Genomic DNA, 15,052 nt, shown 5'->3' with positions numbered 1-15,052 from the left:
CCCGTCCGTCATCTGCACGGGCGGCGCCGGCTTGTCCGCGCGGAGCGACCGCGCAGGCCGTGGTCCGGACGCGCGACGGATGGCTCCGCTGCCGCGCCGCCGGAACTCCGCTACGGCTTAGCCGCGCGGTACCTGAAGCTGCCCGAGGCCATGGCGATGACCTCGCCGTCCTCGTTGCAGATTTCCGCCGTGCAGAAGCAGATCGTGCGGGTCCGTCGCACCACCCTGCCAACCGCACGAAGCTCGCCGCGGGCGCTACCCATGAAGTGGGTAGCCATGTCGATGGTCACCATCGAGCAGTCCGGCAGGCAGGCACGGATCGCCTGGGCCATGGCGGCGTCCAGCACCGACATCAACACCCCGCCGTGGAACTGTTGCAGGTAGTTCATCAGTTCCGGGCGATGCCCCAGGCGCACCCGCGCCATCCCGTCGGCATCGGTCCAGCGCTCGAGGCCGATGAACTCCTGGAAGCTGGCGGGCCGCTGCTCCGCCGCTGGCTGTCGTGGAAAAGAACTCATGGATGTGCACTCCTTCCGCAGGATCAGGCCTTGGCCGCGCGCCGCTCGGCGGTATCCACGGCACTGCCCGGCGCTTGCCGTCGGGAAGCGCTCTCGGCATCGCGGGACTCGCGGTTCGGGTCGTAGAGCCGGTCCGCAATGAACAGCGCCGGGATCAGTCCGGTGAGCACGTAGGTGATGCCCATCACCAGGAAACCCGCGCCGATCGACACGTGGGTGGCCAGCAGGCCGATGCCGGCGGGCGCCACCGCCGCGCCGATACGACCCAGGTTGTAGGCGGTGCCCACCGCCGAGCCGCGGACGCGGGTGGAGAAGCTCTCGGTCATGTAGGTGGCCAGCACCCCGACCGGAACGCCGTAGATGAAGCCGAAGGTGATGAGGATCCAGAGGATGTTGGAGGGCGAGTGGTAGAACACGATCAACGGCATGAAGGCGGCGCTGCCGATGGCCCCGGCGGCGAAGGTCAGGCGCCGGCCGAAGAGATCGGCGCAGACACCGGCGGCGACCTTGCCGAGGATCATCGCGCTGTAGGTGCCGACCATGTAGCCGGTCATCGACTTGAAGTTCATCCCCAACTCGCTCTCCAGGTAGGACGGCATCCAGTTGTTGGTGCCGTAGTAGCCGAACAGCAGGAAGCAGGAGGTGAGGCTCCAGAGCAGGAACATGCCGCGCGTTTCCGGATCGCCCAGCATCCGTCCCAGCGGGCCGGCGCCGCCAGCCTCGGCGTGGCTCTGCGGAGCCGCGCCGGGACGCTGGCGCCCGGCCTGGGCCGCGAGCCAGGACGGCGACTCCGGCACCCAGGGCCGCAGGGCCAGGCAGACCAGCGCCGGCGCCACGGCGGTGAAGAACAAGGTGCGCCAGCCGAACTCGGGGATGATCTGCCCCGCCAGCAGGGTCGCCACCAGGTAGCCCACGGTCCAGCCGGCCTGCATGGCGGCGAGGATGGTGGTGCGGTACTTGGTTCCGACGCACTCGGACATCAGGATGTTGCAGGCGACGAACAGCGAGCCGAGGCCGAGCGAGGCGACGAAGCGGATCAGCGCGAACTGCCAGTAGTTCTGGGTCAGCCCCAGCAACGCGGTACCGATGGAGAACAGCACGATGGTCCAGGTCACCACTCGCACCCGGCCGAAGCGGTCGCAGCACCAGCCGCCATAGATACCGCCGACGGCCATGCCGGCGAGAGTCAGGCTGCCGAGGGAGCCGGCTTCGAAGTTGCTCAGGCCGAATTCGGCCTTCAGGCTGTTGAGGCTGTAGGCCAGGAACATCAGGTCGACGCCGTCGGCGAGCAGGCCGAGGAAGCAGAAGACGAAGGCGATCAGCATGGTGCGCCGGGAGATGGCCGGCGCCGGGTTCGGGGAAAGCGCGGTTGCATTCATTATTCTTGTTCTCGCAAGCAGGATTTCGGTTGATCTTCACGGCAGCCCGACGGTCGTTCCCTCGCGCCACCGCCCTTCGCTTCAGTCCGGCCGCTCTGGCGGCGGACCTACCCGGCCGTTGTCCAGCACCACCACATCGCGCTCGACGACGCGAGTGCGGAACGAGCCGTCGCTCCACATCTCGGTACGCAAGGTCTCGCCGGGAAACACCGGAGCCGAGAAACGCACCTGCAGATGTCCCAGTTGCTCCGCGCGGTAGTCGGCGAGCCCGCGCAACACCGCGTGGAATGCCACGCCGAGGGTGCACAGGCCATGCAGGATCGGCCGCGGGAAGCCGGCCCGCAGCGCTGCCGCGGGCTCCGCGTGGAGCGGGTTGTCGTCGCCGTTGAGGCGGTAGTACAGGGCCTGCTCCGGACGGGTCGGCAGGTCGAGTCGCAGGTCGGGCGTCCGTTCAGGCAAGCGATGCGGCATTTCCGGCACCTGCCGGGAACCACCGAAGCCGCCGTCGCCACGAAGGAAGGTGGTGCTGCGGGCGACAGCCAGCACCTCGCCGCTGAGCGCGTCGCTGAGCACCTTCTCGCTGTAGAGCAGCGCGCCCTTGTCGGCGCCCTTGTCTACCAGACCGGTGACCCGGGTCCGACCGATCACCTCGCCTTCCGCCGGCAACGGCCGCCGCCACTCCAGGCGCTGCTCGCCGTGAACCAGGCGCAGCGCGTCCACGCCAGTCGCCGGATTGCCCAGCCAGAAGCCCGGATGACCGAGCACCAGGGCCATGCACGGCAATGCCTGGAGATCGCGGCACGGATCGACGTAGACCAGTTGGCGCTCGTCCAGCGGGTCGCCGCCCAGACCGAGGGTCAATGCGTAGAAGGCGCTGTCGCGCCGGCTGTAGCGCTGGCGTACTTCGGGGATCGGGTAGTTCAGGAGTACCTCAGGATCGAGCGCCATCGGCCACCTCCTCGACTTCCAACACCGCATCCACCGCCCAGGCGCCCTGGCCCTCCGGCAAGGCGATGACCGGGTTGAGGTCCACCGAGCGCAAGCGCTCTCCCGCCTCCCAGGCGAACCGCGAGAGATTCGACAGCAGCCGTGCCAGCGCCGCGACGTCGGCCCGCGGCCGGCCACGCGCGCCGAACAGGAGCGGCGCGCCTCTGATGCTACGGATCATCGCCTCGGCTTCGTCGACCTCGAACGGGCAGCGGCGGAACACCACGTCCTGCAGCACTTCGACGAAGATCCCGCCCAGGCCGAACAACGCCACCGGGCCGAACAGCGGATCGCGCTGGATCCCCATGAAGCACTCCACCCCGCCCTGCAGTTGGCGCGCCACCAGGACGCCATCGAGACGCGCCTGCGGCGCCTTCTCGGCGGCCCGGCGCAGGAGCAGTTGGAAACCGGCGCGTACCGCGTCCGCATCGCTTACGCCAAGCAGCACGCCGCCGATTTCCGACTTGTGCTGGATGTCCGCCGAGGCGAGCTTCAGCACCACCGGGTATCCGATGCCCTCGGCGAAGGCAACCGCCTCTTCGGCACTGCCCAGCACCGCCTCGGCGGCGGACTCGATACCGGCGCGCGCCAGCAGGCGCTTGGCCTCGGCTTCGCCGGGCGTGGAGGCGGGCAACTGTAGCCCGCCGGCAGGCCGGCGCAGGCGCAACGGCCGGGCGAAGGCTTCGCCGAGCCGCCCCATGGCCTGGATCGCCACTACCGCCCGGGTGGGGTCTTCGAACAGTGCGAAGCCGGCCTCCTCGTAGGGTGCCAGCTCCTCCCCCTCGCCCATCACCGAGACCACGAACAGACGCTCGGGATGAGCCTCCTTGATCCGCCGGAACTGCTCGGCCAGACGCGCGCCGATGGAGGCGGCGGTGCCGGCCTGGGTGAAGAAGGCGAGCAGCGAACGGTAGCCACCGTCGACCACCATCGACTCGGTAAAGTCGCGCACCAGCGTCAGGTCGTTCAGGGCCTGCGCGGTGCAGTCCACCGGGTTGATCGGCGAAGCGAAGGACAGCCGTGCCTTCAGCCGCTCCTGGGCCATGTCCGGCATCGGCGGCATCGGCAGGCCGACTTCCTCGGCGACATCGCTGACGATGATCCCGGCGCCGCCGCTGACGGTGATCATGCCGAGGCTGTTGCCCACCGGATAGATACGCCGGGTGGCGAGGTAGGCGATGTCCATCAGTTCCTCGGTGGTCCTGGCGCGGATCACCGCATAGTCGCCCAGCACGGCGTCCAGCACCTTGTCGTCGCCGGCCAGCGAAGCGGTGTGGGACAGCGCCGCGCGGCTACCCAGGGCGCTGCGCCCGACCTTGTGCAGGATCACCGGCTTGCCGGCGCGATGCGCTGCCTCCAGGGCGGCGAGGAAGCTGTCGACGTTGCGGATGGATTCGGCGTAGGCCATCACCACGTCGATCTCCGGCGACTCCACCAGCCAGCCGATGCTGTCGCCCAGGGTGACGTCGGCCTCGTTACCGGTGGCCACGCAGATAGGGGTTCCCAGGCGCCGCTGGCGCGCCATGCCGAGCAGGTGCGCGCCGTAGGCACCGGACTGGGTGGCGATGCCTACCCGGCCGGGCAGCGGTACGCCACGTTCCAGGCTGGTGGAGAAGAACGCGTAATAACCCAGGTTACTGTTGAACGCGCCGAGCGCATTCGGACCGAGCAGGCGCATACCGTGCTCGCGGGCAGCGGCTACCACCGCATCCTGCATCGCCGCGCCGGCCTCGCCGACCTCGCTGAATCCGGAAGAGAACACGATGGCACTGCGCGCCCCCTGGCGGCCCAGCGCCCGGACGGTCTCCAGCACCTGAGGCGCAGGCACCGCGACAATGGCCACGTCCGGTGCCTGCGGCAGCTCCGCAACGCTGGCGAAGGCCGGCAGCCCCTGGATTTCAGCACGATTCGGATTGACCGGGAGGATTTGCCCGGCATAGCCATGGCGCAGCATGTAGGCGATGGGACGGCCACCGATGCGGGTCGGGTCGCTGGAAGCGCCGATCACCGCGACCGAGCGTGGTTCGATCAATGGAGTAAGACTGGCGAAACGGGGAGCGTCGATGAGCTGTTGCGAGTGGTTCGCTGACATGGGTTCACCTGATCCGTTTGTCTGTGGCCGGCACGACAACCTTCTCGCGGGCGAGCGCGCCCGCGGGACGCCGCCACGGCAGCGCCCGGAAGGCCTGTCGGCCAGGGGTCTAGAGCGTGTCGCCGGTGCCGAGCAACGCGGTTACCTGGCTGGACAGCGTGCCGCCGTTGCCGTGCAGCAACGCCACGTCGGCCTTGGCCAACTGCCGCTCGCCGGCCTGGCGGCGGAGCTGGGTCACCGCCTCGATGATCAGGAACATCCCGTACATCCCCGGATGCACGCAGGACAGCCCGCCACCGTTGGTGTTCACCGCCAGCTCGCCGCCGGGCGCGATGCGTCCGCCCTGGACGAATGGGCCGCCCTCGCCCTTGGCGCAGAAACCCAGGTCCTCGAGGAACAGCAGGGTGTTGATGGTAAAGGCGTCGTAGAGCATCACCAGGTCGATGTCGGCGTGCCGCACACCGGCCATCTGCATGGCTCGCGGAGCGCTTTCCGAGGCCGCCGTCACGGTGAGGTCGGGCATCGACACGATCGAGCGATGCCACTGCGCTCCGGCCGCGCCAAGGAAGTACACCGGCGCATTGGGCAAGTCGCGGGCGCGCTCGGCGCGCACTACCACGCAGGCGCCGCCGCCGTCGGTGACCAGGCAGCAGTCGGCGGCGCTCAGCGGGTCGCTGACCATCCGCGCGGCAAGGACGTCATCGACGCTCAACGGTCCGCGGGCGAACGCCTCGGGATTCAGGTTGGCCCATTGCCGGGCAGAGACCGCCACCTCGGCGAGCTGCTCGCGTGTGGTGCCGTACTGGTGCATGTGCCGGCTGGCCGCCAGGGCATAGGCGGTGATCGGGTGGCGCGGCTTGTAGGGCGTCTCGTGCCATTGTGGCTCGCTCATCGATACCAGGCGGCCGCCGGCGGTTCGCTGGTTGGAGCCGTAGCAGATCAGCGCAGCGTCGCAGAGACCGGCCTCCAGTGCCAAAGTGGCCTGCAGCAGGTGCAGCTCGAAACTGGAGCCGCCAATATTGGTGCCATCCACGAATTTTGGGCGGATGCCGAGGTATTCGGCGACCGACAAGGTGGGAAAGGCATGGGAGCTGGTGGCGGCGAAGATCGCGTCGATGTCGGAAAGCTTCAGGCCGGCATCGGCAATGGCCTTGAGCGACGCCTGGCCGAGCAGTTCGATGGCGCTGTAGCCCGGCACCTCGCCGACGCCGGCGCTACCGATGCCGACGATGGCGGTCTTGCCACGGATGGCCGCGCTCATGGTCGTCCCTCCTGGTGGGGAACGAACACCACGACATTGGCACCATCCTGCTCGACGATGCGCGCCTGCACACGGGTGCCGATCGGCAGGCTCTGGTGCCCGTCGATCCGCGACATCATGCGCACGCCCTCGTCCAGGTCGACCAGCGCGACATTGTGATTGCCGCCGCGGGAGCGATTGACAGTGATCGCGTAGAGCGTACCCAGGCCGCTGGCGGGAACCCACTCGAGATCAGTCTCGCCGCTACCCGGCACCAACTGGCGCGGGTAGAACACATGGCGACCGCTGGAACGGCTGCGCTGCAACATGAAACGGCCCTGGGCGAGAAACGCAAGGTACTGCGCCTCAGGTCCCGGAGTACTGCCATCGGGAAGATCTGCCACGAGGTTTCTCCTTTGTTCTTGTCGACCTTTGCTGCAAAGTGCATCGCGCTGGACGCCGAACCGGATACTGCTTCCGCCCCCGGTTGTACGTTCCGGAAGGCCAGAATATATTCACTATAGTGAATGTCAATCACAATACTGAACGAAAAGAGGAAAAATGACCAAGGACGCCACAACCAAAGGCACCAGCAGCAAAGATGTCGGCGCGGTAGTGAACGCCATTCAGATACTTCGCCACCTGGCCCACGCCGACGGACCGCAAGGCGTGGCCGCCATCGCTCGCGCCACCGGCATCAGCCCGAGCAGCGCCTTCAATATCCTGCGCACCCTGAGCAACGAACGGCTGACCTCCTTCGACGATGCGGGCAAGACCTACCAACTGGGCCTTGGCCTGTCGGAACTTGCCGTAGGATTCGTCGGACGCAGCTATGCCGACCTGATCCAGCCAGAGCTGGAGCGACTGAGCCTTGCCCACCACATCCTCATCGCCCTGTGGCAAGTCACCGACGATGCGCACATCCGCGTCATCGCCCTTGCCGCACCGCCCGTCGCCCACGTCAACGTCGCCGTCGGCACGCGCCTGCCGGAACTGGTCGGCGCCGCCGGGCGTTGCATTGCCGGCCTGCGCGAACTGCCGGAGGACGAACTGCGCCGCCGACTGACCCGCGTGCGCTGGGAAAATCCGCCGAGCTTCGAGCGCTACCAGGCCGAAGCGACCGAGGCCGTCGAGCGCGGCTGGGCTATCGACCAGGAACACCTCTACCGCGGCGTGAGCATGGTCGCCAGCGCCATCACCGACCGCGACGGACAACCGCGCTTCGCCATCTCCGCGATCGGCATCAGCGCCCAGCACCAGCCCGACGACCTGGAACGGATCGGCACCAGCCTGCGGGATACCGCGCGCTTCGTGAGCCGCGCGCTATTTCCCCAGGGCGAGGCACTGAAGGAGAAATCCTGAAATGATATTCAACCCACTGAAAGATTAGCCGGCCAGCCGTCATCGACCCTCGACGCCGGTACCACCTTTCAACCCGAGGACCGGCAGATAACGGAGAAAGCGCCAGAATCGCTTCAGCGTCACCCGGTCCCACGCCCTCAGCGGCACCGAGCGGAACAACTGCCAGGCATATCGCCCATCCTGGACAACAGCCTTCTTCAGCGCCTTGTTCAGGATCAGTTGCCGGGCCCGGCGATAATTCGGGTGAGCCCGATAAGGCTCGATGGCTTGCATATCCGCCTCGTAATTGAGCTTGTACCTGCCGGACAGACCGCTTCCATGCCGGCGATAACGCCCCATGTAGGCCGGCAGTCGATGAATTTCATAGCCCTGCGCCGCGATCCTTAGGGTGATCTGGAAATCCTGCACGCGAATCGACGGGTCGAAGAAATCCGCCCGCTTCATCGCTTCCATGCGGTAGAGCGCCGTCAGCGGCATGACCACCAGGGTCTCGGCCAATGCTGCATCGAACCCCCAACGTTCCACACACCCCTCGCTGAAACCGTCTCGCGCCACTTCGTTACCGGCACTGTCGATACAGATATTGAAACCGCCCACGCACCCGACCTCGGGGTGCGCAAGCAAGTAGTCGACGCGCGTGTCGAGCGCTCCAGGCAGGAGAATGTCGTCCAGGTCAGGAGTCATCACGAACTCGCCCCGCGCATGACGCAAACCGTGATTGAGCGCGTCGCTCACCCCTCGGTTAGCCTGGCGGTAGAGCTGGAAACCGTGACGCTCGCGGAGCATGGCGAGACGCTCATAGGTGTCGTCCGTGGATCCGTCATCCACCACGATCAACTCGAGATTGGGATAGCCCTGCGCGTAGATGCTGGCGATCGCCTCGTGCAGATACTTCGAGATATTGAAACAGGCGCAAACGACGGAAACGAGCGGACGCATTTCTTCCTCCCCAGCCCCGTCTCCGGGACTCGGCACAAACCGATATCCTGGCTGTCCGCCGGAGGGAAACCGTGCCATGCAGCTCGGCCACACATCCGCGGCGCCTTCAAGCGCCGGGATACTAAGAAGAACCGCACCGACCATCGAAACCGGCAGGTCGCCCGACCCGGCGCCCGAAGGACAGAAAATCGGAAGCGGTGGAGAAATGCGCGCTCAGCGCACCCACGAAACCCAGGCAGAGCGGGACGACCACCCAGAGGAGAAGGAAGGGCAGAACCAAGGAAGAGCCCGCAGCATTCCTAGGAAAGCTGCACGACCTGGCCGGCACCCGAAACCATGGCACGGCTTTTTCGCCCGCCCGGCAGAGGGGATGCCCGAACGCTCGCCAGAAAAGACAAAGCCCCCGGAACGCCAGGCATTCCAGGGGCTTTGCTCATATGTAATGGCGGAGAGATAGGGATTTGAACCCTAGGAGCCATTGCTGACTCAACGGATTTCGAATCCGTCCCGTTCGACCACTCCGGCATCTCTCCGTGCGGCGCGCATGATACCAGCTTGTACGAAGAACGCGAAGCTTTCTCGAAGATTTTTTCGCGTTCTTTCAGATGGTTGCGCGCGTTCGGAGGTTAAAGCGGCACGCCCAGGCGCTTGGCTACCTCTTCGTAGGCTTCGATCACATCGCCGAGGCCCTGGCGGAAGCGGTCCTTGTCCATCTTCTTGCGGGTTTCCTTGTCCCACAGACGGCAGCCGTCCGGGCTGAACTCATCGCCGAGGACGATCTGGCCATGGAACAGGCCGAACTCCAGCTTGAAGTCCACCAGCAGCAGACCGGCGTCGTCGAACAGCTTGCTCAGCACTTCATTGACCTTGAAGGAATAGGTCTTCATCTGCGCCAGCTGCTCGGGAGTGGCCCAGCCGAAGGCCTGGACGTGGGATTCGTTGATGAACGGATCGCCCAGGGCGTCGTTCTTCAGGAACAACTCGAAGGTGGGAGGAGTCAGGGCGATGCCCTCTTCCACGCCGAGGCGACGCACCAGGCTGCCGGCGGCAAAATTGCGCACCACGCACTCGACCGGGATCATGTCGAGCTTCTTCACCAGGCACTCGGTATCCGACAGCAGCTTGTCGAACTGGGTCGGAATGCCGGCAGCTTCCAGCTTCTGCATGATGAAGGCGTTGAACTTGTTGTTCACCGCGCCCTTGCGATCGAGCTGTTCGATGCGCTTGCCGTCGAAGGCGGAGGTGTCGTTGCGGAACAGCAGGATGAGACGATCGGCATCGTCGGTCTGGTAAACCGACTTGGCTTTGCCGCGGTAGAGTTCTTCGCGTTTTTCCATGATGGGCTCCGCTTACGGGTAATAGGGCCTAGGCGATCTCGCGCCAATCCAGGCCTGAATGCTGATCGGCCACCTGCAGCCAGCCCGGATCGCACCCCAGGGTGTCGACGAAGGTTTGCCGGGCCAGCTGCGGCGAGTTGTTCTTTTCGCTGAGATGGGCCAGCACCAGGTGCTGCATGTGACCCCAATCCAGCTGCTTCACCAGTTCTGCGGACTGATGGTTGTTCAAGTGCCCTCGCGAACCGCCTACGCGGGCCTTGAGAAAATAGGGATACGGGCCACCGGCAAGCATCGTGCTGTCGTGGTTGGCCTCGACCACCAGAGCATCCACCGCACGATAGCACTCCAGCACCTCGGCCGTGGCCATTCCCAGATCGGTGAGCATGCCGAAGCGCCGCTGTCCGTCGGACAGCACGAACTGGGTAGGTTCGCGGGCGTCGTGCGAGACGCCAACCACCTGCACTTCCAGCCCGCGGATCGCCAGGCGCTGGCCGGCCCTCAACAGCTCGGCGGGGTGCACCGGGCGGCGCATGCCGCTCAGGGTACCCGCACTGAGATAGACCGGGATTTGGTAATGCCGCGCCAGCAGTTCGACGCCATGGATGTGATCGGAGTGTTCGTGCGTGACCAGGATCGCGTCCAGCTGCGCGGGACTCAGCCCCAGGCGCGCCAGACGCTTGATGATTTCACGCAGCGGGAAGCCGCAATCGATCAGTATCCGGGTGTCAGAACTGCTCACCAAGGCCGAATTGCCCCGGCTTCCGCTGCCCAGAACCGCGAACCGCATTGCGCATGCTCTCCTGGAGTTTTTCCAGTACGTTTTGCGCGACATCGGCCGGCGCAGAGGTGTTGATGTCCTTGTCGACGGTGACCTGCACGGCGTCGCTGACGGTGGTCAGGCGGACCTGGTAGCGCTGCGCCTTGGCGTCTTCCTCTTCCTTGGTCTTCTCGCCGCCGCCGAACAGGCGACTGAAGAACCCGGGCTTGTCTTCGTCGGGCTTCTTCGCCCCTTCGGCGATGTTCACGTAGTACACGCCAAGGCTGCGGTTGAGGTCGTCGACGCGGATATCGGCGTTATCCAGGGCACGCCCGACGCTGACCCAGGAGCGGTCGAAGTCGGATTGCAAGGTCAGCACCGGGTTGCCGCTGCCGTCCTTGCTCAACTCGAAGGTGCCGGGCGTGTCGTAGATCGAGTTGGCTGCCAGCAGGGAGACCGAGCCGCCCTGCTCGGCGCTGCGCGCCATGCTCGCGACCATCTCGTCGAGCAGCGCCGCGTCGAGGCTCGGCGCCACCGACTTGCTCGGCCAGCTCGGGCTGCTGGTGTCACCGGCGGCGCGGGTCTGGCTGAGCACGTAGACCTCGCTGGTATTGCTTTGCACGCCGGGCTCGATACGCACCCGAACCCGTGCCTGGCCGTCCGGCTCGACACCGCTCACGCGGCTGCTAAGGCGGCGTGCCAGCGGCGCGGAAAGCTGCGACAGCGATTGCCAGTCGGAACTGAACTCGCCGGTCTGCGGGCGCTCGTCGGCGATGCGGAAACCGTTCTCCTCGAAGAACTGCCGGGCCACCGGCCAGACTTCCGCCGGCGGACGCTGGGCCACGACCCAGCGGCTATCACCGCTGCGCTGCAGGCTGTAGTCGCTGATGTCGCCGGCGTTGGCCAGCGGCTGCGGACGCGGAACCTCGTACTCACCCTCTTTTTCGTGGGTGGTGGCGACGTTCAGCGGAATCGGCAGCAGCGGATCGAGCGGCTTGCTGTGCACCCCTTCGGGCAATTGCATGGGAGGCGTTTCGCGGGCGCCGAGGTAGTCGTCACCGCGGTCGCGGAAATAGCCCTCCGGCCCCCACAGCCAGCCGCAGCCGGAAGTGTTGCCGATAACCAGGGCGAGGGCGGTCAGTCCAGCCAGTCGCTTCATTGCGTGGAGCTCCTTGATCAAGCCAATACGCCGGTCTGGCGCATGGCCTGACGCAGCGGCTCGTGGCAACGCGGGCTGAGCCAGGTCAGGGGCAGGCGGATGCCCTCGGGGATCAGACCCATCTCATGCAGGGCCCACTTCACCGGAATGGGGTTGGATTCGATGAACAACGCCTTGTGCAGCGGCATCAGGCGGTCGTTGATGGCGCGCGCGGCAGCGGCGTCGCCGCGCATGGCGGCGGCGCACAGGTCGCTCATGGCGCGCGGCGCGACGTTGGCGGTCACCGAGATGTTGCCCTTGCCACCCAGCAGCATCAGCTCGACGGCAGTGGCGTCGTCGCCGGAATAGACGAGGAAGTCCTTGCCGACGCGCTCGATGACTTCCTTGGCGCGTTGCAGGTCGCCGGTGGCCTCCTTGATGCCGATGATGTTCGGCACCTTGGACAGGCGCTCGACGGTCTCCGGAAGCATGTCACAGGAGGTACGCCCGGGCACGTTGTAGAGGATCTGCGGGATCGCAACGGCTTCGGCGATATGGCGGAAGTGCTGGTACATGCCTTCCTGGGTCGGCTTGTTGTAGTACGGCGTCACCAGCAGGCAGGCGTCGGCGCCGCCGCTTTTCGCGGCCTCGGTCAGCGCCACCGCCTCGCGGGTGGAGTTGGCGCCGGTGCCGGCGATCACCGGGATGCGGCCCTTGACCTGGTCGACCACGCGACGGATCACCTGGATGTGCTCTTCCACGTCCAGCGTGGCCGATTCACCGGTGGTGCCGACGGCGACGATGGCGTTGGTGCCTTCCTGCAAGTGGAAGTCCACCAGCTTGGCGAGGCTGTCCCAGTCCAGTCGACCCTGAGCATCGAAGGGGGTGACCAGTGCCACCATACTGCCCGCAATCATGCAACCGCTCCTGCCGCGAAATTAAAGCGGTAATGGTACTGTCGGCGGCAGGCCTTGCACAAGACGAGCGCCACCTCGTCGGAAGCCGCTGACAGGCGGCAGACGTTTCCCTCGGCGGCGCTTTTCGCTACCCTTCCCGCTTTAGGTACGGCCCGTGCCGCCAGCGTATTCCAGGAAAGTTGAATGTCCACCAGCCAACCCCGCGAACAATTCCTTCTGATCAGCGCCCTCGGCCCCAATCCGATGGAGCTGACCACCCTGCTCTGCCGCGCCTGCGTCGAGAGCCGCTGCGCCGTGGTCAGCAGCCGCCTGACCCGCCACGGAGAGTTCAGCGCCCTGGTGCTGCAGATCTCCGGAAGCTGGGATGCCCTCGCCCGCCTCGAGGGCAGCCTGCCGGCCCTCACCAAGCGCGGCGACATCACCCTCAGCATGACCCGCAGCAACGCCCACGTGACCCGCGCCCAGGCGTTGCCTTACGTGGCCTATGTCAGCGCGGTGTATCGCCCGGACATCCTCAACGAACTCTGCCAGTTCTTCATCGACCACAACATCGAGCTGGAGAACCTGACCTGCGACACCTACCAGGCGCCGCACACCAACACCACCATGCTCAACGCCACGATTACCGTGACACTGCCCGCCGGCACCCAGATCAGCTGGCTGCGCGACCAGTTCCTGGACTTCGCCGACGCCCTGAACCTGGATGCCCTGATCGAACCCTGGCGCCCCCAACACCCCTGAGGAGCCGAGCCATGCCGGTCGCAATCGACAACCCCGTACCCGACTTCACCGCCCCCGCAACCAGCGGCAAGGAGGTGACCCTGTCCGCGCTGAAGGGCAAGCAGGTCGTCCTGTACTTCTACCCGAAGGACAGCACTCCCGGTTGCACCACCGAGGGCCAGGGCTTCCGCGACCAGTACGCGGCGTTCCAGAAGGCCAATACCGAGGTCTTCGGCATCTCCCGCGACGGCCTGAAGTCCCACGAGAACTTCAAGTGCAAACAGGAATTCCCCTTCGAGCTGATCAGCGACAAGGATGAAGCGGTCTGCCAGCTGTTCGACGTGATCAAGCTGAAGAAGCTCTACGGCAAGGAATACATGGGCGTCGACCGCAGCACCTTCCTGATCGATAGGGACGGCGTACTGCGCCAGGAGTGGCGCGGCGTGAAGGTGCCCGGGCATGTCGACGCGGTTCTCGCCGCCGCCCAGGCGCTCAACGGCGCCTGAGCCCCGCCCCGAAAAAAAAGGCCGCATCCGCGGCCTTTTGCATTTTTCATGCGGCCGATGCTATCGCGTGGCTGCCGGAGTCTCGGGAAGGTCCTTGGGCCAGGCATCCAGCACCGCTTTCACCAGGGTCGCCAGGGGGATCGCGAAGAACACGCCCCAGAAGCCCCAGAGCCCGCCGAACAGCAACACCGCGCAGATGATCGCCACCGGGTGCAGGTTCACCGCCTCGGAGAACAGCAGCGGCACCAGCACGTTGCCATCCAGCGCCTGGATGATCGCGTGGGCCACCATCAGGTAGATGAACTGGTCGCTCCAGCCCCACTGGAAGAAGGCGATCATCGCCACCGGTACGCTCACCACCACCGCGCCGATGTACGGCACCACCACCGACAGGCCGACCAGCAGGGCCAGCAGCGCTGCGTAGTTGAGCCCCAGGTAGGCGAAGGCGATGTAAGTCACCGCGCCGGTAATGACGATCTCGATGACCTTGCCGCGAATGTAATTGGCGATCTGCTGGTTCATCTCGGCCCAGACCTGTTTCATCAGCCCGCGCTCGCGCGGCAGGTAGCGGTGGAACCAGGTATGGAAGCGCTTCTTGTCCTTGAGGAAGAAGAACACCAGGATCGGCACCAGCACCAGGTAGATCATGACGTTCACCACCACCGGCAGGCTGGCCAGCGACGAGGTCAGCGCCCACTGGCCGATCTGGCCGAATTCGCCGCGCGCGGTCTCGATGGCCTTGAGCACCTGCTCCTCGCTGATCAGGCTGGGATAGCGCTCGGGCAGCATCAGCAGCACGCTCTGCCATTCGCCGAGCATCCGCGGCAGTTCGTTGAACAGGGTGAACAATTGCTGCCAGAGCAGCGGCAGCAGGACCACCAGGAACAGCGCCAGCAAGCCGAGGAACAGGCTGTAGACCAGCCACACGGCGAACAGGTGCGGCACCCGGAAGCGTTCCAGCATGCCGACCACGCCCTGGATCAGGAAGGCGATCACCATCGCCGCCAGTACCGGCGCGAGCATCCCGCCGAAGGCGAGGATGACGCTGAAGCCGAGCACCAGCATGATCGCCAGCACCACTGCCTCCTCGTCGGAGAAGTAGCGCTGCATCCAGTCGCGTAACACCTTGATCATCGGAAATCCTGAATCGGAACGGCGAA

Annotated in this window: 15 protein-coding genes and 1 tRNA gene; 3 read left to right on the top strand and 13 right to left on the bottom strand. The window is 65.9% G+C overall.

Going from position 1 to position 15,052, the window contains the following annotated elements; genetic code table 11:
- Positions 1–110: 110 nt before the first annotated feature.
- The 6 genes from FOC67_RS05580 to FOC67_RS05555 form a co-directional block, all read right to left on the bottom strand.
- Positions 111–518, bottom strand: a complete 408-nt coding sequence (locus FOC67_RS05580; protein ID WP_003108633.1) for a PaaI family thioesterase — start codon at positions 516–518, stop codon at positions 111–113.
- Between the two features lie 23 nt (positions 519–541).
- Entirely contained in the window at positions 542–1,897 is a 1,356-nt protein-coding gene (locus tag FOC67_RS05575) for an MFS transporter (protein WP_003108631.1), read from the bottom strand.
- Positions 1,898–1,978: 81 nt separating this feature from the next.
- Positions 1,979–2,845, bottom strand: coding sequence for a MaoC/PaaZ C-terminal domain-containing protein (locus FOC67_RS05570; RefSeq protein ID WP_003086287.1), 867 nt, complete (start codon positions 2,843–2,845; stop codon positions 1,979–1,981).
- A complete protein-coding gene (locus tag FOC67_RS05565) occupies positions 2,829–4,976 on the bottom strand; it encodes an acetate--CoA ligase family protein (RefSeq protein ID WP_003112541.1) in 2,148 nt (715 codons plus the stop codon). The genes FOC67_RS05570 and FOC67_RS05565 overlap by 17 nt, the downstream gene beginning before the upstream one ends.
- 109 nt (positions 4,977–5,085) lie before the next feature.
- Positions 5,086–6,237 carry a thiolase gene (locus FOC67_RS05560; protein WP_009315370.1) on the bottom strand — a complete coding sequence of 384 codons (1,152 nt, stop codon included), beginning with the start codon at positions 6,235–6,237 and terminating at the stop codon, positions 5,086–5,088.
- A complete protein-coding gene (locus tag FOC67_RS05555) occupies positions 6,234–6,620 on the bottom strand; it encodes a Zn-ribbon domain-containing OB-fold protein (protein WP_003086280.1) in 387 nt (128 codons plus the stop codon). The genes FOC67_RS05560 and FOC67_RS05555 overlap by 4 nt, the downstream gene beginning before the upstream one ends.
- A 157-nt stretch (positions 6,621–6,777) precedes the next feature.
- On the opposite strand from FOC67_RS05555, the gene FOC67_RS05550 reads away from it, so the two are divergent.
- Complete coding sequence (locus FOC67_RS05550) at positions 6,778–7,578, top strand: IclR family transcriptional regulator (RefSeq protein ID WP_003112543.1); 801 nt, start codon at positions 6,778–6,780, stop codon at positions 7,576–7,578.
- A gap of 39 nt (positions 7,579–7,617) precedes the next feature.
- Here FOC67_RS05550 and wapB read toward each other — a convergent pair whose 3' ends face one another.
- From wapB to dapA, 6 genes are all read right to left on the bottom strand, one after another.
- Entirely contained in the window at positions 7,618–8,610 is a 993-nt protein-coding gene (gene wapB, locus FOC67_RS05545; protein WP_073651541.1) for a 1,2-glucosyltransferase WapB, read from the bottom strand.
- 350 nt (positions 8,611–8,960) lie between these two features.
- A tRNA-Ser gene (locus FOC67_RS05540) sits at positions 8,961–9,050 on the bottom strand.
- A 93-nt stretch (positions 9,051–9,143) separates the two neighbouring features.
- The gene (gene purC / locus FOC67_RS05535) at positions 9,144–9,854 is read right to left on the bottom strand and encodes a phosphoribosylaminoimidazolesuccinocarboxamide synthase (protein ID WP_009315365.1); all 711 of its coding nucleotides are present in this window, start codon (positions 9,852–9,854) and stop codon (positions 9,144–9,146) included.
- A 28-nt stretch (positions 9,855–9,882) separates the two neighbouring features.
- The gene (locus FOC67_RS05530; RefSeq protein WP_009315363.1) at positions 9,883–10,641 is read right to left on the bottom strand and encodes an MBL fold metallo-hydrolase; all 759 of its coding nucleotides are present in this window, start codon (positions 10,639–10,641) and stop codon (positions 9,883–9,885) included.
- Complete coding sequence (gene bamC / locus FOC67_RS05525; RefSeq protein ID WP_003086271.1) at positions 10,580–11,770, bottom strand: outer membrane protein assembly factor BamC; 1,191 nt, start codon at positions 11,768–11,770, stop codon at positions 10,580–10,582. The genes FOC67_RS05530 and bamC overlap by 62 nt, the downstream gene beginning before the upstream one ends.
- Positions 11,771–11,787: 17 nt before the next feature.
- Entirely contained in the window at positions 11,788–12,666 is an 879-nt protein-coding gene (gene dapA, locus FOC67_RS05520; protein WP_003086270.1) for a 4-hydroxy-tetrahydrodipicolinate synthase, read from the bottom strand.
- Between the two features lie 183 nt (positions 12,667–12,849).
- On the opposite strand from dapA, the gene FOC67_RS05515 reads away from it, so the two are divergent.
- Together FOC67_RS05515 and FOC67_RS05510 are read left to right on the top strand one after the other, a co-directional pair.
- On the top strand, positions 12,850–13,407 hold the full coding sequence (locus tag FOC67_RS05515) for a glycine cleavage system protein R (RefSeq protein WP_003086267.1): 558 nt from the start codon (positions 12,850–12,852) through the stop codon (positions 13,405–13,407).
- A gap of 11 nt (positions 13,408–13,418) precedes the next feature.
- Positions 13,419–13,892 carry a peroxiredoxin gene (locus tag FOC67_RS05510; protein WP_009315359.1) on the top strand — a complete coding sequence of 158 codons (474 nt, stop codon included), beginning with the start codon at positions 13,419–13,421 and terminating at the stop codon, positions 13,890–13,892.
- Positions 13,893–13,952: 60 nt separating this feature from the next.
- Here FOC67_RS05510 and FOC67_RS05505 read toward each other — a convergent pair whose 3' ends face one another.
- Entirely contained in the window at positions 13,953–15,026 is a 1,074-nt protein-coding gene (locus FOC67_RS05505) for an AI-2E family transporter (protein ID WP_003108615.1), read from the bottom strand.
- Positions 15,027–15,052: the final 26 nt, after the last annotated feature.

It is taken from the genome of Pseudomonas sp. FDAARGOS_761, from assembly GCF_013343155.1.
Lineage (GTDB): Bacteria > Pseudomonadota > Gammaproteobacteria > Pseudomonadales > Pseudomonadaceae > Pseudomonas > Pseudomonas aeruginosa.
Note: the sequence above shows the minus strand (reverse complement) of the source record. Positions and strands in the feature narration are given on the sequence as shown.